This is a genomic window from Chryseobacterium formosum, from assembly GCF_026460885.1.
Classification (GTDB): domain Bacteria; phylum Bacteroidota; class Bacteroidia; order Flavobacteriales; family Weeksellaceae; genus Chryseobacterium; species Chryseobacterium formosus.
Map to the genome: position 1 here is coordinate 162,900 of NZ_JAOVZW010000013.1, position 22,021 is coordinate 184,920.

Sequence of the window (22,021 nt, forward strand, 5' to 3'; positions counted from 1 at the left end):
TTATTCTTTCAAAAACTTTTCATAGTAAACTTTATCTTTTGTCTGGATTTTTAAATAGTAGGTTCCTTTAGCAAAATCTTCTACTTTGATTGATTTTTGTGAAGATTTTAAAATCAGTCTTCCTAAATTGTCGTAAACTTCAACTGAATTAACTTGTGCTTCACTAGCAATATTAAGGATATTTTTTACGGGATTTGGGAAGATTGCCAAATTTTTCTTTTTAACGAGTTCTGAAGTGTTTAATGTTGAATTATAGAAATTCCCGAAATTCAAAATTCCATAACCCATTTGATTCGTGTGGGAAGGAAACAATGAGGCAGTCTGTCTCAGATTTGTTCTCATAACATCTCTGTTCATTGCCGGAAAAGCCTGAATTAAACAGGCAACTCCACCTGCAGCAATCGGTGTTGCAATCGACGTTCCCGAAACCGAAATTGTAGTATTGTCACTTACAGTCGTTGAAAAACTTCCTCTTGTACTTGCGTCTGGTTTTATCATTCCTAAAGAATTTGGTCCGTACGAAGAAAATCCGGATGAATTTCCTGCAGAATCAACCGAACCAATAGTGAAAACTTTCACATTATCACCCGGAGTTGTAATGTAATGCCAAGGAACTTCTCCAGAATTTCCGGCTGCAATTAAAACAAAAATTCCTTTGTTTACAGCGATTTCACTTGCTCTTGCAATAAAAGATTTTGAGCCGTTCATATCGGCGTAAGTGTAACTGTATCTTGGGTCGTCAAAATTATTGTAACCTAAAGAAGTAGTAATAATATCGACACCTTTTCTGTCTGCTTCTTCGGCCGCTTCAATCCAATATAATTCTTCTTCAGGAATTTCTGCAGTTGTGGTTTCACTTCTGTAAAGATAAAAATCTGCATCTGGTGCGGAACCTACAAAAGTATTCGCAATGTAACCGCCAATTGCACCTAAAACTACCGTTCCGTGATTGTTCAATGAAGTATTATAAATATCTGTTCCTTTTGAAACAAAATCGTAACCGCCTTTAATTTTACTATTCGTCCATAATCTTGAAAATGCCGAACCAGTATTTACAGTAGGAAATCCAGTGTCTATAACAGCAATTGTTACGCCTGTTCCGGTAAATCCGGCAAGATGGAGTGGTCTTAAATTTATCTGGTCAATTTGCTCTGAACCTGTTCCATAATCAAAAACAGTCATGTTTTTTTGAGCCAATTCAAAATCTGACCATTTATTGGTTTGGCTGGTTTTTAAAACCAACGAAGAATTTTTAGCAAAACTTTCCACAGATTGTACAAAAGGTTGTGCTTTGATGATATTTACCTGAGCCTGATTCACATTTACGGCAACACCATTCAGCCATTTTGAATAATCGGTAATTGTAAATCCTAAATTTTGTAAGTTTTGAATATAGGTTTGCTCAATGGGAGCATCTTGGTCATTTAATGCAATTCCTAATGCAGTACGTCTGTTCAACGACTTTTGGGTAAGCTCAGAAAGTGGATTTGCATAAAAGGCAGCTTTGTTTGGTTTTCCTGTAAAATAAACAAATACAAGCTCAGTCTGCGCAAAAGTTGTAGAGTAACCGGCTAAAAAACAAAAGAGTAAAAGTTTTTTCATCTCATAATTTTGCATAAAGATAAAACAAAATCAATAAAATTTTTGATAGCACTTTAAATTCCTTATTTTTACGAAAATATTCGTTTAAGAAATCGCTCAGTTTGAAAAAATAAAACTCAATAAATAAAAGCGATAGAAAAACTTAAAAAAATAAAATTTATATGAAAAAGATACAGATGGTTGACTTGCAAAGTCAGTATTACAAAATTAAAAATGATGTAGACAATGCAGTTTTAAATGTAATGGATTCTGCTGCTTTTATCAACGGACCTGAAGTAAAATCTTTCCAGAACGAAATGGAAACCTATCTTGATGTAAAACACGTTATTCCTTGTGCAAATGGAACAGACGCTTTACAAATCGCTTTAATGGCTTTGGATTTACAGGAAGGTGATGAAATTATTACGGCTGACTTCACTTTTGCAGCAACTGTGGAAGTTATTCATTTATTAAAATTAAAATCTGTATTGGTAGATGTTGATTACGATACATTTACGATTTCAACAGAGGCCATCAAAAAAGCAATTACTCCAAAAACAAAAGCGATTATTCCGGTACATATTTTCGGGCAGTGTGCGAATATGGAGGAGATTTTAAAAATTGCTGAAGATCATAATTTATTTGTTGTTGAAGACAATGCACAGGCAATCGGTTCTCAATATACTTTTTCGAGTGGTGAAGTAAGACATGCAGGAACAATGTCAACAGTTGGAACAACTTCTTTCTTTCCATCTAAAAACCTAGGTTGCTATGGTGATGGAGGAGCAATTTTTACTAATAATGATGATTTAGCTCATCGTTTAAGAGGAATTGTAAATCATGGTATGTATGAAAGATATTATCACGATGAAGTAGGGGTAAACTCAAGATTAGACAGTATTCAGGCTGCTATTTTAAGAAAAAAACTTCCAAATCTTGATTCTTACAATGATGCTAGAAGAAAAGCTGCAGATTATTATGATGAAGCTTTTGCCGGAAATGCAAATATTTTAACGCCAAAAAGAGCAGAATATTCAACGCACGTATTTCATCAATATACATTAAGAATTTTAAACGGAAAACGTAATGATTTACAAAAATTCCTTACTGAAAAGGAAATTCCTGCGATGATTTATTATCCTGTTGCTTTAAGAAAACAAAAAGCGTATTACCAAGAAAGTAATGATGCTCATTTTGTGAATACAGACAAGCTTTTGGATCAGGTAATTTCTCTTCCAATGCACACCGAATTGGATGAAGAACAGTTGAAGTATATTACGGATGCTGTGTTGGAATTTATGGGTTAGTAATTAATGAAAAGGAAAGTTTTTAAATATAAATTTGTTTATTGGATAGTTTTCCTGGTAAATATTTTTTTCTGTATTGCATTTGGGTTTGGGCTTTACAATAGAATAATAATTAATTCACTTTTTGATATATACACCGTTTTAATATTTATAATTGAGGCGCTTTCTTTTTCATCAGTGTTATTACTAATTAGCAAAAATAAATTGTCAATTTTAACCTATTCAATATCATTAATTTTAATTTTTTTAATTATCACTTTTGGTATTTTTAAAAAACTTTTTTTTAGGAATTTTGGAAATGACTCTATGGATTATATTATGACTCCTATTGTTTATAGTATATTATTCGGATTATTTTTCTTGATTATAAAATATAGAGTTAAAACTGACTTTATTCAATTGGAGATTGATGAAATTGGACAAAACCAAAATTTAAAAACATAAGTAAAAAATGGCAATATTAGTCACAGGCGGACTTGGATACATCGGTTCTCACACAGTTGTAGAACTTATTAATAGTGGATTTGAAGTTGTAATCGTAGATGATTTATCAAATTCAGAAAAGTTCATTTTACATAATATTGAGGAAATTACGGGTAAAAGACCTATTTTTTATCCTTTTGATCTAAAAAGAAAAGAACTTCTTAATCAGGTTTTTGATGCACATCAAATTGATGGATGTATTAATTTTGCAGCATTTAAAGCAGTGGGTGAAAGTCAGGAAAAACCGGTTGATTATTATGAAAATAATTTATTTTCTTTAATAAATATTCTTCAGGAATTTAAATCAAGAAATATATCTAACTTTATATTTAGTTCGTCTTGCACTGTTTATGGACAAGCAGATGAAATGCCGATTGACGAAAACACTCCCTTGAAAATGCCGGAAAGTGTTTACGGAAAGACAAAACAAATGGGAGAGGAGATTTTGAAAGATTTTGCTCAGGCATATAAAAGAAAGGTAAGTCTTTTGAGATATTTTAATCCTATTGGAGCACATCCTTCCTCTTTGTTGGGAGAATTGCCAATTGGCGTACCTAATAATTTAGTTCCTTATGTAATGCAGACTGCTGCAGGAATCCGTGAGAAATTAAATGTTTGGGGAAATGATTATGAAACAGAAGACGGAACGCCAATTCGGGATTATATTTATGTAGTAGATGTTGCAAAAGCGCATGTTGCTGCTCTTAAGAAATTAATGGATAATCATTCGGAAGAGGTAGTTGTAGACATTTTTAACTTAGGAACGGGAAAAGGTTCATCAGTTTTGGAGGTAATAAAAGCTTTTGAAATTGCAAACGAAGTTTCCGTACCTTACCAAATTTGTGATAGAAGAGAAGGTGATATTACGATTGCTTATGCAAATGCCGATAAAGCGGAACAGAATTTGAATTGGAAATCTGAAACTTCTCTAGAAGAATCATTGAGAACTGTCTGGGAATGGCAGAAATATTTAGATTCAAGAAAGAATTAAACTTTATAAATAAAACACATGAAAAACGAGAGAATAGGAATCACATTTTCTTCATTTGATCTTCTGCATGCAGGACACATCAAAATGTTGGAAGAGGCAAAAACTGTTTGTGATTACCTGATTGTTGGCTTGCAGATTGATCCTTCACATGACCGTCCGACTAAAAATAAACCAACACAAACCATTGTAGAAAGATACATTCAGTTGAAAGCTGTAAATGCTGTAGACGAGATTATTCCTTATTATACTGAGCAGGATTTGGAGGATATTTTAAAGTCTTTTGTAATTGATGTTAGGATTATCGGTGATGATTATCTTGACAAAGATTTTACAGGTAAAAAATATTGCGAAGAAAAAGGAATTGAGATTTTTTATAATAAAAGAGATCACAGATTTTCTTCAAGTGATTTAAGGAAAAGAATCTACGAAGCCGAAGCTGCTAAAAATTTAGTAAAATAAAAAAATCCCGAAAATTAAATTTTCGGGATTTTTTTGAATAATATTTTGATGTTACATCGGTCCGCCTTGATCGTCTCCTGTAGCATTAGAATTTACATCTTTCTTTCTCTTAGGTTGTTCAATCTTTTCACCTTGTTTAAATCTGTAAGTTAATGATACCGCAAACTGTCTTGGTTGCCATTGCATATAAGATTCTCTGGTAAATTCAGCATTGTTGGTAGTACTTCTCATTGCTCGGGTATTGAAAATATCCTGAATATTGAATGATAAAGTTCCGTCTCCTTTCCAAATTGTTTTTGATGCACCAAAGTTTAAAGCATACATATCGTTTCTGTCTTGATTAGCTGTTTTTTGAGCTCCTCTGTAGAAACCTTGTAGCTGAAAACTGAATGTTTTATCAACTTTAAAGGTTGAAGTCAATCTTGCCCTTGTAGAAAAACCTTTTCCTTCGAAAGACATTGGATCTTTTCCTTTAAGTTCAGGTCCACTGTAAATTCCTGTTGAATTGTAACCGAATAAATCTACATTTCCTAAGAATTTTAACCATTTTGTAGCATCCCAGTTAAAGTTTAAATCTAAACCATAGCTGTCATTGTTTCCTAAGTTTATTGGTTTAGTTTTAAAAATTCCTTCATCAGAATATACCAACATTTTTACGTCATCTGTAGAATGTTTGTAATAAAGAGTAGGGTTAATCGTAAACTTTCCTTTAGAAATGCTGTAACCTAGTTCGTAAGAATCAACATAAGAAGGATTTAAATCAATATTCCCTTCAAAGATATTCTGGTTATCAGTATAACTCGGATTAGGAATCAAAAACCATGATCTCGGTCTGTCAATTCTTCTTGAGTAATTAAGTAAAAACTGATTGTCTTTCGCAATTTCGTAGCTTAAGAATACAGTTGGGAAAATATTGTTGTAGCTTTTTTTGTTGTCAATATTATCTGTATCTGCATTTAGATTAGAATATTTAATATTAACATTAGAATATTCATTTCTTACTCCAACTTGATATCCTAATTTTCCAATTTTACTTTTAAACTGAACATATCCTGCGTTAAACATTTCCTCATAATTTGCATTATATGTAAAATTATTTAGATAATGAAAGTCTTCATTGGAAGCATAACGCTCCAAAACATCATTATCATAATTGTTATTATTGATGTCTAATCTGTAACCTGCTTCAATTCTAGAATTTTCACCAATTGGAAGTTCATAATCAGCCTTTCCAACCAAAGTTTTATTTCTTGTGTTTTGGCTGATTGAATTTTGAAGTTCAAAAATATTATTGGTAACCTGATTTACATCTGTATTGTTGTACGATCTGTTGCTTTGTAAACTTAAAGATAATGCAAGGTTTTGACCTTTATCGTCAAATTTATGATCTAAACCAAAGTCTCCCTGAAAAGCTAAATTGTTATTAGAACCTGTATTTATCCTTTCTGTAAACAGCCCAGGAGTATTTAAAAAACGATAATCGTAAGTAATATTTCCGATGTTGTCACTTTCAAAAGTTCTTACAGTTCCTGAAGCGTTTACAGATGTTTTGTCAGAAATATCATAAACGATACCTGAAGAAACGTTATAATTACTGTTTTTATTTTTAGTAATCGATTCCTGATCGGTTTGAGTTCTTCCACCATTTACAGCATTGAAGAATGTTGCATTGTTTCTATTCGTATTTTTAGATTCACGATAACCACCGCCACCATTTAAGAACCACGTAAGATTTCCTTTTCTCCAGCTTAAATTAGTATTTAAATTGGTTTGAGGTAAATATCCCAAAGTTCCGATAACACTACCGTTAAAACCTGTTTTCTTGGTTTTCTTTAAAATGATATTTAAAATACCCGCTGTTCCGCTCGCTTCAAATTTAGAGGAAGGATTGGTAATCACCTCAATTCTTTCAATCTGATCAGCTGGAATACTTTGTAAAGCATTTGCTCCGTCGTCAATTCCAAGAAGAGCAGAAGGTTTACCGTTAATTAAAAAACGAACGTTTGAGCTACCTCTCATAGAAACAGTTCCATCTGTATCAACAGAAACTGAAGGTACATTCGACAAAACATCCTGAAGACTTCCTCCTTTACTTACAATATCCTGAGAAGGGTCATAAGTTCTCTTATCCAACTCAACTTTGTAAGGTTTTTGAGCTACTGTAATGGTAACACCTTGAATATCCTGAGTTTTTAGATTGGTACTTGCTGCTTCAGCTTCAATAGAAAGTGCACCAATGCTTCCAGGTTTTGTAATTTGTTTATTTAGAACACTTTTTTTATAGTCGATAGCTTCTATTGTAATGTCGTAATTTCCGGGAGTAAGGTCTAATTTATAGTTTCCTTTTTCGTCAGTAAGTGTCGCATCACTGAAAAGTTTATTTGCTTTATTACTGAATGTTACAGATGCATAAGCTACCGGTTGATTGCTTTTATCTACCACTGTTCCCGAAATTCCTACTTTGTCCTGAGCAAAAGCAAAAGCCGCTACCGAAAGTACAAAAGTAAGTCCTAGGGTTTTCTTTGTGAAAATACTGATTATTTCCGTCTGATTCATAAGGTATTCTTTAGATAAAATTGTAATAAAAAGGTTTTAATTTTATGAAATTATTAAAAGCGCTAATACCACAATTTTACGATTCGTTTATTATTTTTAATAGATAGGTCGCCTTTGAGAGCGATTTGTTAATTATTAATTTGTTAAATTAAAGTTAAATTTATTTATTATTTGATATTTTTTGAATTTAGCCAATCCTGATAAGCTTTTGCATTGATTACATGTTGTTCTGCACTGTCTGTAAACTTGTGATAACCAAATTTCGCAGGATCTGCACACATAAAGATATAGTTGTTTTGATCTGGACTTAAAACTGCATCCACCGAATTTTTATCAACCACACAAATCGGTCCCGGAGGAATTCCTGCATTGGCATAAGTATTATAAGGCGATGGAGTTTTAAGATGTTTATACAAAACTCTTTTGATTGATTCTTTGAAATTTGTCTGTTTGTTTATTGCGTAAATTACCGTTGGATCCGACTGTAATTTCATTCCTTTTTTGAAACGGTTTAAATACAATCCTGCAATCGTCTTCATTTCATCTGGTTTTCCTCCTGATTCTTTGTAGACAATAGATGCCAAAGCGTAGATTTGCTCTCTTGTTAAACCAGATTGTTGTTCTTTAGCTTTTCTTTCAGAAGTCCAGAATTCATTGTATTGGTCTTCAAATTTTTTGAAAAATTCTTGCGGAGTAACCGTCCAGAAAAAGTTATACGTATCAATGAAGAAAAATTTTTTTAAATCTTCAGCGTTTTTATATCCCTTTTCAGCAGCTATTTTATCTAAATCATTAACGAATTTTAGAGAATCTAATTCCGTTTTTTTACTCACTTTTCCTACCATCTGATAAATATCTCCAAAATCACCAATTCTGAATGAATTTTCACTTTGATTTCCGGCTTTAATCATGTTCACCAAACTCGTGTTGTTTGCACCTTTTGTGAAATGATAACGACCCGGTTTGAAAAACTCATCCATGTTTTTATCTTTTGCTACTTCAAGAAAAGATTCTTTATTGTCGATATAAGGAGCGATAGAATCTAAAATCTGATTAAATTTTGCACCATGCGGAATTAAAACATATCCGTCTTTTGATACGTTATTTCCATAATATTTATTGTAGAATTTTAAACCAAAAAATCCTGCCACAGCAAGAATAATAAGTACGATAATGAGAATAGCTTTTTTCATTATTACAATAGATTAAAAGTTTTTGTTTTTTTTAAATAAGATCAACCTTACCACTGAAAACTTGTTTAGCAGGACCTTCAAGCCAGATTTCATGGAAAGATTCTCCATTTTTTTCTGCATACACTTTAAGGTTTCCGCCCAACGTTTTAACTTTTACAGAAGTTAGATTGGTTTTTCGCAGAAAAGTTAAAGCAGAAGCGGTAACTCCTGTTCCACAACTAAAAGTTTCGTCTTCAACGCCTCGTTCATAGGTTCTTACGAAAATTTCATCATCAGAAATATTTTCAACAAAGTTTACATTGATCCCTTTTTCCTTGTAATTTTCAGAATTTCTGATGCTGTTTCCTTCTGCGAAAACTTTGTAATCAGCAATATCTTCAACATACTTTACGTAATGTGGTGAACCGGTATCAAGAACTAAATCGTTTCCATCATTTAAAATCGTTTCAACATCTCCCATTTTTAACTTTACAATACCATCTTTGATTTCAGCTTCATGAAGTCCGTCAATGGCTGTAAATACTGTTTTATTATCTTTAAAAATCGAGAGAAAATGAGCAAAAGCAACAGAACACCGTGCTCCATTTCCACAAAAGCTTTTAGAACCATCAGAATTGTAATAATCAACTTCAAAATCTACATTTTCTGCTGCATTGATTTTAATTAAACCATCTGCTCCGATTCCGAAACGGCGATCGCACAGTTTTTGAATATTTTGAATTGATAAATTATCCCATTCTCCGGAACGGTTGTCTATCATGACAAAATCGTTTCCTGTACCTTGATATTTATAAAATTCCATACTTTCTATCTCTCTTAAATTAACCTGCAAAATTACTTTATTTTACACGAAAAACGAACAGATTTTACTGCTCGTTTTACTATTTAGAATACTTATTTATTATCTGAAACCACCGGAACGATTTTCATTATTTTGACGTGGCTGACTGTTGTTTTGTGGTGCTTGCTGCGTTGTATTTCCGCTTGAATTATTTCTAAAGCCACTGCTGTTATTTCTTGGCGCCTGTTGCGTGTTGTTTTGTGGAGTACTATTTCTGAAACCTCCATTGTTGTTTCTTGGAGTTGTCCTTCTAGGAACTGTGGATTGAGTATTGTTTCTAAAACCTCCGCTGTTATTATTGTTTCTCGGAGTAACGGTATTGTTATTTCCGAAACCACTAGTTTGTCCCGAAGAACCGCTTCTTTTTTCTACATAAACTTTCGTTCTGTTATTTCCGTAATAATAAGGTGCACCATTATCATAATAGTATCTCATATCATCTCTGTAATAATATCCGTCGTTTCCATAATATCCACCAGTGCCATAATATGCTTGAGGTGCATAATAATATCCGTTATCATAATAAGGATCTCCGTAAGCTGAATAATTGTCGCTATAGACTGCGCATGATGTTAAGCTTAAACCAATGAAGATTCCTAACGTTATTTTTATTAAATTTCTCATGACTTTACTGTATTTTTTTCTTTAAAACTTTTTGTCCAACTGACATATCCCATGATAGCCATACCTGTAAATACCAAATATTGAACCGAAGTGATTCCAAGACCTTTATAAATAAACATCGGCATACAAATTAAATCTCCGAGTATCCAGAAAATCCAGTTTTCAACGCGTCTTTTCGCCATAAGCCACATTCCGACCAAAAATGTAGAGGTCGTTGCAACATCCAGCCAATTTGCCCAATCTAAATGATCTAAGCCTAGATTTGCACCTTCCATTGAAAATTGATTGTCAATATAAGGTTTGTAATAATAAATGACAGTAACAAGAATGATACTTAAAATGAATAGTAAAACTGAATAAATCCATTCTTTATTTGTCGCATAAGTTACATCCACATGAATATGATCTTCAGAATTTTTATGCCATAAAATCCAGCCATAAATACTCATAATCGTGTAATAAATGTTAATCATACAATCTCCCAACAACCCGAAGTTAAAAAGAATGTACACATAAATTAGTGTAGAAATAATTCCCGTAGGATAGAGCCAAATATTTTTTAAAATTGATAAATATACGCTCACAATTCCAAAAACTGCAGCGGTAGCTTCTAAAAGAATTTGCAAATTTGTATAGGTTTCATACGGTTTTATGAAAAGATCATATAAATTCATGGTTTCAAAAATAACTAAAAAATGTAGCACTGTAAAATGCATTAAACAAAGTGTAAATCAGTTTTTTATAATTTAAAATTAAAATAAATTGACGAAAACCTATTAATAAATGTTAAGGTCTCTAAAATTTTTATATTTTCGTAAATCTTTAATAAATAAAAAAAATATGTCAAAAATTTGGGCGAAAAAGCCAATGAGTGCTTATGAAGCCGACATACAGAAAAGCGAACTAAAACGTGTTTTAGGAAAATGGAGCCTTACTGCTATCGGAATTGGAGCTATTATCGGAGGAGGAATTTTTGTACTTACAGGTACCGGTGCTTATTATAATGCGGGTCCTGCATTGGCATTGTCTTTTGTAATTGCAGGTATTGCCTGCGTTTTTGCAGCTTTGTGTTACGCTGAGTTTGCATCTATACTTCCTGTAGAAGGTTCTGCTTATGCGTATGCATACGGAACTGTAGGTGAAATTTTTGCATGGATCATCGGTTGGGGTTTAATATTAGAATATGCGATGGGCTCGATGACGGTTGCCGTTTCCTGGTCGGGCTACTTTGGTAAACTTCTCAAAATGTTTGGTCTTCATTTACCTTATTGGATGACTACAGATCCCGGAACTGCCAATAAAGCTTTCGGTGAAGCTACAAAGCAGATTGCAGAGGGAAAACTTCCCGCAGACAAATTATTGGGTTTTCACGAAACTATTAATAATTTTAATGCTGCACCTGAAATTTTAGATTTTAAACTTTTCTTAAATCTTCCTGCTTTACTTATCGTTTTATTTGTAATCTGGATTTTATTAAGAGGTACAAAAGGTGCTGCTAAAGCAAATAACTTCATTGTAATATTAAAAGTTTCTGCGATTATATTTGTAATTATAGCCGGTTTATTTTTCATCGATACTGCGAACTGGTCACCGTTTATCCCTGAAGCAACAACTATTACAGAAAACGGAGTCACTCACAATGCATATGGTGTTGCCGGAATTGTAGCCGGAGCTTCTGCTATTTTCTTTGCTTATGTAGGCTTTGATGCAGTTTCAACACAAGCTGGTGAAGCGATTAATCCTAAAAAAGATGTGCCTTTTGCGATCATTACTTCGTTAGTGATTTGTACAATTTTATATATTTTGGTTTCACTGGTTCTTACGGGAATGATGCATTATACAGATTTTAATCCTCTAGGTAAATATCCTGATGCGATTAAAGCTCCTGTTGCGTATGCATTTGATATTGCTGGTCAGGCTTGGGCAGGTTATATTATTACAGTTGCAGCTACAGTAGGTTTAATTTCTGTATTGATGGTAATGATTATGGGACAGTCTAGAATTTTCTTAGGAATGTCTAAAGACGGTCTTATTCCTGCTACATTTTCAAAAGTAAATCCTACATCAGGAGTTCCTAGAAAAAACCTAATGATTTTAGGGGCAGTTATTGCAATTGTAGCATCATTAACACCAATTAATGAATTGGCACACATGACAAGTTTTGGGACGTTATTTGCCTTTACAATGGTTTGTGTTGCAGTTTGGGTTTTAAGAGTAAAAGAACCAAATTTAGTTAGAAGTTTCAGAGTTCCTGCATTGCCTGTAATTGCTTGTTTAGGAATTGCAATCAACGTATATTTAATTTTCAATTTAAGTATTGAGGCTCAGAAATATTCTTTTGGTTGGTTGATTATTGGATTTATTATTTACTTCCTTTACAGTAAAAGAAATTCAAAATTACAAAATGGTGCCTATGGCGAAACATTTAAGGCTGAACAAAAACCTTTAGAAGACATCGATATCAATATCGATAATAAAGAATAAATTTAAATTCCGCTTTATGCGGAATTTTTTTTGATTAAATTTGACTGATATGAAAAAAATCCTTCCTACACTATATCTGTTTTTCGGAACATTTTTCTTTTCCCAGAATGTAAGTTTTGAAACTATTTTAAATGATAAAATAAGTATCAGAGCAATCGAATTACATGATAACAAAGTCTGGTACAGCGGAACGGATTCTAAATTTGGTTTTGTAGACTTAAAAAATCCTGAAAATAAGAAGCAAATTAGATTATCTGAAAAGAAATTGCAGTTCAGAACTTTGGCTCAGGATAAAAACTCTTTTTATGCAATCAATATCGAAAGCCCGGCTCAGTTTTTTAGAATTGACAAAAAAACTTTGACACATCAAATTATTTTTAAAGATACTCTGAAAACAGCTTTTTATGATGCATTACATTTTGTTAATGCTGATTTAGCATATGCTTTTAGCGATTCTGATGAGCGAAATAATCTAAGATTAGCTGTTTTTAATTCTAAAGGTCGTAACAGTTGGTTTGTTATCGAAAATGGAATTAAATTAAATAAAGGAGAAGCTGCTTTTGCTGCAAGTAACTCAAATATAGTTTCAAATTCAAATTATTTATGGATTGCAACGGGTGGTAAATCTTCAAGAATTTTAAGACTATCATTTAAAAATGAAAAATTTGAGATTTTCAATACGCCATTTACTCAAGGAGAATCTTCACAGGGAATTTATTCAATTGATTTTGCAAATGAAAAATTCGGCATTGCAGTTGGTGGAGATTATACAAAACAGGAAGCCAATCTAAACAATATTGCAACGACGAATGATGGCGGTGAAACTTGGCAGATTCAGGCCTCGGGAAAAAATGCGGGTTATACAACTTGTGTAAAAATAAAACCAAATTCAAATGGAAAAGAAATTATTTCCGTTGGAGATCAACACATCAGTTATTCTTCAGATTTTGGAAAAACATGGAAAAAAATTTCAGATGAAAAAGGTTTTTATGTTTGTAAATGGATTGATAAAAATACTGTCGTTCTTGCAGGAAAAGATAAAATTTCTTTAATGAAATTAAAATTTTAAATTCTTGAGATAGACTTTATCTTTTTAAATTAAACTCAATTAAACATTCTTCAAATTACCTTTGATTAAATTATTTTCATGAAAAATTTAAAAATATTTTTCCTTTTATTGATTCCTACATTATTTTATACTCAAAAAATAAGAGTTTTTATTTTGGCTGGACAGTCGAATATGAATGGTTTCGGGTATAATAAAGACCTTCCCAATGATTCAAAAACATTTAAAGATGTTTATATTTTTCAGGGAAATTCGGTTAAGGATGGAGATAAAAATGGAGGAGTAGGAAAGTGGGATGTTCTGAAACCGGGAAACGGAACAGGTTTTAAAACAGATGGAAAAACAAATACACTTTCAGACCGTTTTGGATTGGAAATGACTTTTGCTAAAAGAATGAAAGAACTTTTCCCAAATGATAAAATTGCTCTGATAAAATATGCAAGAGAAGGAACATCGATCGATAGTTTAGCTGCAGCGAATTTTGGTTGTTGGGATACGGATTTTAATGGAAAAAACGGTTTAAATCAATACGATAATTTTCTTAAAACTGTTAAAAATGCTTTAAATGAAAAAGACATTGATGGAAACGGAAAATCCGATGAATTGGTAATGTCGGGAATTCTTTGGATGCAGGGAGAAGGTGACGCAAGTTACAATGAGGAAATTGCAAATAGTTATTATGGTCATTTAAAAACTTTAATGAATCAGATGCGTGCTTCAATTTTAACCGATAATTTACCTGTTGTCATCGGGAAAATTTCAGATTCTGGGAAGAATGAAAAAGGAAAAGTCTGGCCGATGGGAGAGTTGGTGCAATATGCTCAGGAAAAATTTGTGAGAAATGATAGGAATGCAGCAATCGTTCGTTCCACCATAAAATATAACTACGGAAATGATCCATGGCATTATGACAGTGCAGGTTATATCGATTTGGGGAAACAGTTTGCGGATGAGGTATTTAGACTCATTATAAATTTTGAAAAGAAAGACTAATATATTTCATAATCTCTAATTCAGAAGTTATGGTTAATTTTGCATTGTGAAATTCTTTTAGAATTTCATTTGAATTAGAAAAAATTTAAAACTCCAAATGAACTCGTTAATCGATAAATATAATATTCCCGGTCCGCGTTACACTTCGTATCCTACTGTTCCTTATTGGGACGAGTCTACTTTTTCTCCGGAAAAATGGAAATCAAGTGTCATTAAATCTTTTAATGAAAGCAATTCGGCAGAAGGAATTTCAATATACATTCACCTTCCTTTTTGTGAAGCTTTGTGTACATTTTGTGCATGTCATAAACGTATTACTAAACAACATAGTGTAGAAATTCCTTATTTGGAAAGTGTTCTGAAAGAATGGATGCTTTACCTTAAGTTATTTAGCGAAAAGCCGAAATTAAAGGAATTACACTTAGGAGGTGGAACTCCTACATTTTTTTCTCCGCAAAATTTAAAAACTTTACTTCAGGGAATTTTTGATACGGTTGAAATTGCCGATCATCCCGAATTTTCTTTTGAAGGACATCCGAATAATACAACAAGAGAACATCTTCAGACTTTGTTTGATCTTGGTTTCAGAAGAGCAAGTTTTGGGGTTCAGGATTACGATCCAAAAGTTCAGAAAGCAATTAACAGAATTCAGCCTTTTGAAAAAGTAAAAGAGGTGACTGAGCTTGCAAGAGAAATTGGTTATACAGGAATCAGTCATGATTTGGTTTTCGGACTTCCGCACCAACATTGGGATGCAATGGAATATACCATCAGAAAAACTTTGGAATTAAAACCCGATCGATTGGCTTTTTATTCTTACGCTCACGTTCCGTGGGTAAAAGGAGTGGGGCAGCGCGGTTTTGATGAAAATGATTTGCCAAGTGGAGAAGAAAAACGCCGTTTGTATGAAGACGGAAAAAAATTATTGCAGGATTTAGGCTACATCGAAGTTGGAATGGATCATTTTTCACTGGAACACGATGATTTATACCAATCTTTAATTCATAAAAAGCTTCATAGAAATTTTATGGGTTATACTTCGAGCAATACGCAGTTAATGGTCGGTTTGGGAATGTCTTCGATTTCAGATTCTTGGTATGCATTTGCACAGAATGTGAAAACAGTTGAAGAATATCAGAAAATTGTTGAAACAAACGAAATTCCAGTGGTGAAAGGTCATATTCTAAATGAAGAAGATTTATCAATCAGAAGACATATTTTAAATCTAATGTGTCAGTTGGAAACAACTTTTGAAAATAAATTTGCAATTCCTGAAATTGAAAACGCTTTCGAAATGCTGAAAGAAATGGAGCGTGATGAATTGGTTGAAATTAATCATAATCAAATCAAAATTACCGAAAAAGGCAGAGCTTTCACAAGAAACGTTGCGATGGTTTTTGATCTTAGAATGTTGAGAAACAAACCAGAAACAAGAATTTTCTCAATGACAATATAAAAGAAAAGCGATTCAAGTTGAATCGCTTTTCTTTGCCTAAAGCCTAAAGCCTAAAGCCTAAAGCCTAAAGCCTAAAGCTATTTAATAATAATTTTCTGGCTGTAAGATTTTAAATCTCCCGATTTGATATTAATATAATAAACTCCCGGAGTAATTCCTGTAATATTGATGCTGTTTTCGCTGTCAAATTTAGTTTCATCTAAAACTTTTCTTCCTTCTGTACTGATGATTTCAGCCGTACTTTGACTATCTCTTAAACCTTCTACGAAAATTCTTTCATGAGCAGGATTTGGATAGATTCTGATTTCGTTAAACAAATTATTATCCTGAACTCCCAAACTGGTTGTCGTAATTTTAAATATTTTACCATTGCTAACTGATGCGACGTAAAGATTTTTTAAATTATCTTCTCCAAAACTTGAAAAGTTGTTCCCGGCAAATGCTGTACTCCATGTAATTGCATTATTAGATTCCATTACTCCGATTTGTCTTGAGCAATAATCCGCAAAAAAATATTTTCCCTGTAAACTCGGATATTGCGTTCCTCTGTAAACATAACCTCCCGTAATGGAACATTTTCCACCAGAATGATCGTAAACTGCTATAGGAAAAGTCATCGTCGTCGAAGCTGCGCAACCTACGGTATTGTAAGTATTGTTTCCCTCATAACATCTCCAACCGTAATTGATTCCAGCTTGAGTAATCGGCATTCTGTTGATTTCTTCAATAGCACCTTGTCCTACATCGGCAATCATTGCATTTCCTGTAGTAAGGTCAAAAGAAAATTTCCAGGCATTTCTTAATCCGTAAGACCAAACTTCATCGGCTCCGTCAATACCAATAAATGGGTTTCCAGCCGGAATATTGTAAAGACCTGTTGAATTAATATCAATTCTTAACATTTTTCCAAGAAGAGAATTTTTATTCTGAGAATTATTGTTCGGATCTCCGCCACTTCCGCCATCACCGGTAACAATCCATAAATTTCCGTCTGGTGCAAAATGAATGCTTCCACCATTGTGATTGTCAAATGGTTTCGGAATATTTAAAATAATTTTCTCTGAATTGGGATCAGCAACATTTGTGTTAGTTGTACTTACGCTATATCTAGCTACGACAATATTTCCTGCCGTATTGTTATAATAAACAAAAAAATACCCATTCGTTGAGTATTGAGGATGAAAAGCAAGACCTAAAAGACCTCTTTCACCACCGAACGAAACTTTAGTGCTTATATTTAAAAAATCGGCAGCATTTACGGTACCATTTGATTGAATAATTTTGATGATTCCATTCTGTTGTACAATGAAAAGACGATTGTCATTGGCGTTGGTTATTTCTACAGGACTTGTAAATCCCGTTGCAAATTCTTCAAGATTAAAACTTTGCGAATAAAAAATCAAAGAAGAAAAGATACTTAGAGAAAATAGTAGTTTTTTCATAATATTTTGAAATTAAAGGTGTTGTAAAGCTTAAATGAAAATTTCGTACCAATAGATTTTATATAAATCTAAGAAATTTGAAATAAATGATTAAAGAAAAATTTAATCCTAAAAAATAAGCGTCAATATATCTGAAAATAAACCATTTCTGTTCTTAAAAATTCATAAAATATCAATAAAATCATTATATTTGCCCACTTAATTTAACGTAGTTATAATAAAATGCAAGGAAAAGGACTTATTACAATTGTTGCTATTGTACTAGGGTTAATTTGCTTAAACGAGCTATTACCAACCTGGTACGCAAGCAGAATTGAATCGCAAATCGAAGCTGCGAACGGAAACGAGAAAGAGATCCAAAGATTAAAAGAAGAAACTTTAAATCTTGGTTTCACAGAGCTTTCTTATGCTAAATCGAAAGATAAAGAAATGAAATTGGGTCTTGACCTTAAAGGGGGGATCAATGTTCTTTTGGAAATCAATCAGAGAGATTTGGTGAATGATTTAACCAATTATTCTACCAATCCTATTCTTATCGAGGCTTTAAACAAAACTGACGAGGTTCAGAAAAACTCTACAAAATCTTACATCGACAATTTCTTTGTTGAGTTTGATGCCGTAAACAAAGCAAAAGGTGCAAATCTTAAACTTGCAGATCCTGAAATTTTCGGAAACACAAATCTTTCTGAAATTAAATTCAATACCACTGATGAGCAGGTAAAAAGCATCGTTAAGAAAAGAATTGATCTTTCTGTAGGTACTGCTTTCGAAGTTATAAGAACGAGAATTGACAAAATGGGTGCAGTGCAGCCAAACGTTCAAAGAGTTCCTGGTACCGCTAGAATTTCTGTGGAAATGCCGGGAATGAAAGATATCGATAAGGTTAAGAAAATGCTTCAGACTTCTGCGAAACTTCAGTTTTGGGAAGTGCAGCAAGTTCCGGAAGTAATTCCTTATTTTCAGACTTTAACAGCTACAGTTACAGCTAAAGGTGATTCTATGGGCGTGAAGAAAAATGTAAACTTCATGAACCTGATTCAACTTGATAAATTGAAAACGAATGGTGTTGCAAGTGTAAAATTGACAGATACTGCTACAGTAAATAAAATTCTTAACAGTAAAATCGCTCAGTCTTTACGTCCTGCAAACATTAAATATACCCAGTTTATGTGGGGTTATAAGCCGGAATCTACAGATGAAAAGAGTTTGGTTTTATATGCTGTAAGAGGTAATATCAACCAAAAAGCTCCGGTAGATGGTGCTGTTGAAACTGCAAGTATTGGTTATGACGAACTAAGCAGAGTAGTAGTAGACATGCAAATGGATTCTAAAGGTGCTAAAGACTGGAAAACGCTTACAGAGAAAAACGTAAACAAACCGGTTGCAGTAACTTTGGATAACAGAGTGTATACAGCGCCAAATGTAATGGGTGCAATTCCTAACGGTAGAACTCAAATCTCTGGTAACTTCTCTCAGGAAGAAGCTAAAGAATTGGTAGACGTTTTAGGTGCAGGTAAATTACCTGCAGGTGCAAAAGTTGTTCAGGCTACACAAGTAGGTCCGTCTTTAGGACAGGAATCTATTGATGCTGGAGTAATTTCATTTGCTATTGCATTCTTAATTATTATTGCATATATCATTTTCTATTACGGTGGAGCGGGAGTTTACGCTGTAATTGCAATGATCATCAACTTATTCTATATTTTCGGAATTATGGATTCCGGAGACTTTACATTGACTCTTCCTGGTATCGCAGGTATCGTACTTTCGATGGCGATGGCGGTAGATACCAACGTAATTATTTACGAAAGAACAAAAGAAGAATTATTTGCAGGTAAAGGTATTCTTGAAGCTTACAAAGATGGTTTCAAACATGCATTAAATGCAATTATTGATGGTCACTTAACGATGATTCTTACGGCAATCGTATTATATTTCTTCGGAACAGGACCTATTAAAGGATTTGCATTAACTTTATTGATTGGTGCTGTAATGACATTATTTACTTCGATTCTACTTTCGAGAGTAATGATTTTCCACAGATTAAATAAAGGTAAAGGACTTTCTGTTTGGACTTCTCCAACAAAAAATCTTTTCAGAAATACTTGGATCGATTTTATCGGAAAAAGAAAATATTCTTACATCATTTCTGCTATTTTAACAGTAATCTCTATCGGATCTATTTTCGTTAACGGATTTAAATATGGTATCGACTTTACAGGAGGTAGAAATTACGTAGTAAGATTTAATAAAGCTGTAAATGCTGATGATGTAGAACACAAGCTTGTAAAAATGTTTACTACTGAAGACGGTAAAAACTCTTCTGTAGAAGCTAAAACTTTTGGAAATGATAAGCAATTAAAAATCTCTACAGATTATCTTATCGATGACGAATCTTTAAAAGCTGACCAGACTATTGAGCAGAAATTATTTGAAGGTTTAAAATCAGACTTACCATCAAATATTACTTTGGAAGAATTTAAATCTGCAGATACATCACATGCAGGAATTATCTCTTCTGAAAAAGTAGGACCTACAGTTGCAGATGATATTCAGACTCACGGTATTTTTGCAGTGGTTGCGGCTTTAGCAGGAATCTTTATCTATATTTTGGTAAGATTTAGAAAATGGCAGTTCTCTTTAGGAGCAGTTGCAGCATTATTCCACGATGCGATAATTATTTTAGGAGCATACTCATTGCTTCACAAAATAATGCCTTTCAATATGGAAATCAATCAGGATTTCATCGCAGCAATTCTTACAGTATTGGGTTACTCAATCAATGATACCGTAATTATCTTCGATAGAATTAGAGAATATTTGAGAGAGAAAAAAGCGTTCACATTATCTGGATTATTTGATGATGCTATTTCAAGTACTTTAGGTAGAACGTTTAACACGACTTTCACTACTTTGCTTGTAATTCTTGCGATCTTCATCTTTGGTGGAGACAACCTGAGAGGATTTATGTTTGCATTGTTAATCGGTATCGGTTTCGGTGCTTATTCATCAATCTTTATTGCATCGGCAATTGCATACGACTTCCTTAAAACAGGAAAAGAAGAAGGAGTACATGGTAAATCTTCTGAAAATAAAGAAGTTCTTGCTTCAAAATAATTTAAACTACATTAAATAAGAAAAGAGTCTTTCGTTTGAAAGGCTCTTTTTTTATGTTTAAAATTAAATTTGAATATATAAAATTCAGAGAAAAATAATAACAAGAATTTCAGACATCCATCACCCATCATCTAGCAACCAACAACTATCAACAATTCACAATTTAGAACGATTATCCTTTCCTATTTTCTTAATTTTGCAGCATATGGAAAAATCGAAAAAGAAAGCCGCAATGAGTTTTATATTTATCACGTTATTGATAGATATTACAGGTTGGGGAATTATTATTCCTGTGGTTCCTGCATTGATTAAGGAACTTATTCATGCAGATATCAGTGAAGCGGCAAAGTATGGAGGCTGGCTTGGTTTTGCGTATGCCTTTACACAGTTTTTATTTTCGCCGATCGTTGGAAATCTAAGTGATAGATTTGGAAGAAGACCGATTATTTTGATTTCACTTTTTGGTTTTGCAGTTGATTATATTTTATTGGCACTATCACCCACGATTATATGGCTTTTTATAGGGCGTGTCATTGCGGGAATTACTGGAGCCAGCGTTACCACAGCAAGTGCATATATTGCAGATATTTCAAATGACGAAGATCGTGCAAAAAACTTTGGATTAATTGGAGCCGCTTTTGGATTAGGCTTTATCATTGGTCCTGTAATCGGAGGTTTACTTGGGCATTACGGAGCAAGAGTTCCTTTTTATGCAGCAGCAGTTTTATGCTTATTAAATTTCCTTTATGGATATTTTATTCTTCCCGAAAGTTTAGATAAAGATAAAAGAAGAGAATTTAGTTGGAAACGTGCAAATCCCGTTGGTTCATTTAAGTTTTTAGGTAAACATCCTGAAATTTCTGCTTTAATTATTGCTTTGATTTTAATCTATATTGCAGGTCATGCTGTGCAAAGTAACTGGAGCTTTTTCACAATGTATGAATTCGACTGGACTGAAAGAATGGTGGGAATTTCTCTTGGAGTAGTAGGACTTTTGGTAGGGTTGGTTCAAGGAGGCTTAATTCGGTGGACAACGCCGAAATTTGGTGAGCAAAAGAGTATTTATTATGGTTTAATCTTATATGCAATTGGTTTGTTGTTATTTTCTTTTGCAACAGAAGGGTGGATGATGTTTGTATTTTTAATTCCTTACTGTTTAGGGGGAATTTGTGGTCCGGCTTTGCAGTCAGTGATTACGAAATCTGTTCCAGCAAACGAACAGGGAGAACTGCAGGGAGCATTAACAAGTTTGATGAGCGCTACATCAATTATTGGTCCGCCAATGATGACCAATCTTTTCTACTATTTTACACACGATCAAGCTCCGTTCAAATTTTCCGGTGCACCTTTCTTTCTCGCATTTATTTTAATGACAATCAGTGTTTTCGTTACGTACTATGCATTCCAGAAAAAGAAATCTTAAAATTT

The 22,021-nt window shown here is 33.1% G+C and carries 16 protein-coding genes; 9 read left to right on the plus strand and 7 right to left on the minus strand.

The features are described from left to right. Entirely contained in the window at nucleotides 1–1,602 is a 1,602-nt protein-coding gene (locus OF897_RS11280; RefSeq protein ID WP_267265787.1) for a S8/S53 family peptidase, read from the minus strand. A 161-nt stretch (nucleotides 1,603–1,763) separates the two neighbouring features. Between OF897_RS11280 and OF897_RS11285 the strand changes: the two genes are divergently transcribed. From OF897_RS11285 to OF897_RS11295, 3 genes are all read left to right on the plus strand, one after another. Then, nucleotides 1,764–2,888, plus strand: coding sequence for a DegT/DnrJ/EryC1/StrS family aminotransferase (locus OF897_RS11285; protein ID WP_267265788.1), 1,125 nt, complete (start codon nucleotides 1,764–1,766; stop codon nucleotides 2,886–2,888). Between the two features lie 451 nt (nucleotides 2,889–3,339). After that, on the plus strand, nucleotides 3,340–4,362 hold the full coding sequence (galE, locus tag OF897_RS11290) for a UDP-glucose 4-epimerase GalE (protein ID WP_267265789.1): 1,023 nt from the start codon (nucleotides 3,340–3,342) through the stop codon (nucleotides 4,360–4,362). A gap of 18 nt (nucleotides 4,363–4,380) precedes the next feature. After that, nucleotides 4,381–4,821 (plus strand): adenylyltransferase/cytidyltransferase family protein, encoded by a 441-nt coding sequence (locus OF897_RS11295; protein WP_267265790.1) that lies wholly within the window; start codon nucleotides 4,381–4,383, stop codon nucleotides 4,819–4,821. A gap of 51 nt (nucleotides 4,822–4,872) precedes the next feature. Here OF897_RS11295 and OF897_RS11300 read toward each other — a convergent pair whose 3' ends face one another. The 5 genes from OF897_RS11300 to pnuC form a co-directional block, all read right to left on the minus strand. After that, on the minus strand, nucleotides 4,873–7,377 hold the full coding sequence (locus OF897_RS11300) for a TonB-dependent receptor domain-containing protein (protein WP_267265791.1): 2,505 nt from the start codon (nucleotides 7,375–7,377) through the stop codon (nucleotides 4,873–4,875). Nucleotides 7,378–7,544: 167 nt separating this feature from the next. Beyond that, nucleotides 7,545–8,570 carry an endolytic transglycosylase MltG gene (mltG, locus tag OF897_RS11305; RefSeq protein WP_267265792.1) on the minus strand — a complete coding sequence of 342 codons (1,026 nt, stop codon included), beginning with the start codon at nucleotides 8,568–8,570 and terminating at the stop codon, nucleotides 7,545–7,547. Nucleotides 8,571–8,601: 31 nt separating this feature from the next. Further along, entirely contained in the window at nucleotides 8,602–9,372 is a 771-nt protein-coding gene (gene dapF, locus OF897_RS11310; protein ID WP_267265991.1) for a diaminopimelate epimerase, read from the minus strand. Nucleotides 9,373–9,471: 99 nt separating this feature from the next. Continuing rightward, a complete protein-coding gene (locus tag OF897_RS11315) occupies nucleotides 9,472–10,035 on the minus strand; it encodes a hypothetical protein (RefSeq protein WP_267265793.1) in 564 nt (187 codons plus the stop codon). After that, nucleotides 10,032–10,709: a nicotinamide riboside transporter PnuC gene (pnuC, locus tag OF897_RS11320; RefSeq protein ID WP_267265794.1), complete on the minus strand. Its 678-nt coding sequence runs from the start codon at nucleotides 10,707–10,709 to the stop codon at nucleotides 10,032–10,034. Before pnuC ends, OF897_RS11315 begins: the two co-directional genes overlap by 4 nt. Before the next feature lie 166 nt (nucleotides 10,710–10,875). Here pnuC and OF897_RS11325 point away from each other — a divergent pair, with 166 nt between their 5' ends. From OF897_RS11325 to hemN, 4 genes are all read left to right on the plus strand, one after another. Next, nucleotides 10,876–12,519 (plus strand): APC family permease, encoded by a 1,644-nt coding sequence (locus OF897_RS11325; protein ID WP_323809048.1) that lies wholly within the window; start codon nucleotides 10,876–10,878, stop codon nucleotides 12,517–12,519. A gap of 49 nt (nucleotides 12,520–12,568) precedes the next feature. Then, entirely contained in the window at nucleotides 12,569–13,588 is a 1,020-nt protein-coding gene (locus tag OF897_RS11330) for a WD40/YVTN/BNR-like repeat-containing protein (RefSeq protein WP_267265795.1), read from the plus strand. A gap of 78 nt (nucleotides 13,589–13,666) precedes the next feature. Continuing rightward, complete coding sequence (locus tag OF897_RS11335) at nucleotides 13,667–14,578, plus strand: sialate O-acetylesterase (protein WP_267265796.1); 912 nt, start codon at nucleotides 13,667–13,669, stop codon at nucleotides 14,576–14,578. 97 nt (nucleotides 14,579–14,675) lie between these two features. After that, entirely contained in the window at nucleotides 14,676–16,034 is a 1,359-nt protein-coding gene (gene hemN, locus OF897_RS11340) for an oxygen-independent coproporphyrinogen III oxidase (RefSeq protein WP_267265797.1), read from the plus strand. Between the two features lie 77 nt (nucleotides 16,035–16,111). On the opposite strand, the gene OF897_RS11345 is transcribed toward hemN, so the two are convergent. Then, complete coding sequence (locus tag OF897_RS11345; protein WP_267265798.1) at nucleotides 16,112–17,476, minus strand: PQQ-dependent sugar dehydrogenase; 1,365 nt, start codon at nucleotides 17,474–17,476, stop codon at nucleotides 16,112–16,114. Between the two features lie 222 nt (nucleotides 17,477–17,698). On the opposite strand from OF897_RS11345, the gene secD reads away from it, so the two are divergent. After that, on the plus strand, nucleotides 17,699–20,593 hold the full coding sequence (gene secD / locus OF897_RS11350) for a protein translocase subunit SecD (RefSeq protein WP_267265799.1): 2,895 nt from the start codon (nucleotides 17,699–17,701) through the stop codon (nucleotides 20,591–20,593). A 205-nt stretch (nucleotides 20,594–20,798) separates the two neighbouring features. Beyond that, nucleotides 20,799–22,016, plus strand: coding sequence for a TCR/Tet family MFS transporter (locus OF897_RS11355; protein ID WP_267265800.1), 1,218 nt, complete (start codon nucleotides 20,799–20,801; stop codon nucleotides 22,014–22,016). Nucleotides 22,017–22,021: the final 5 nt, after the last annotated feature.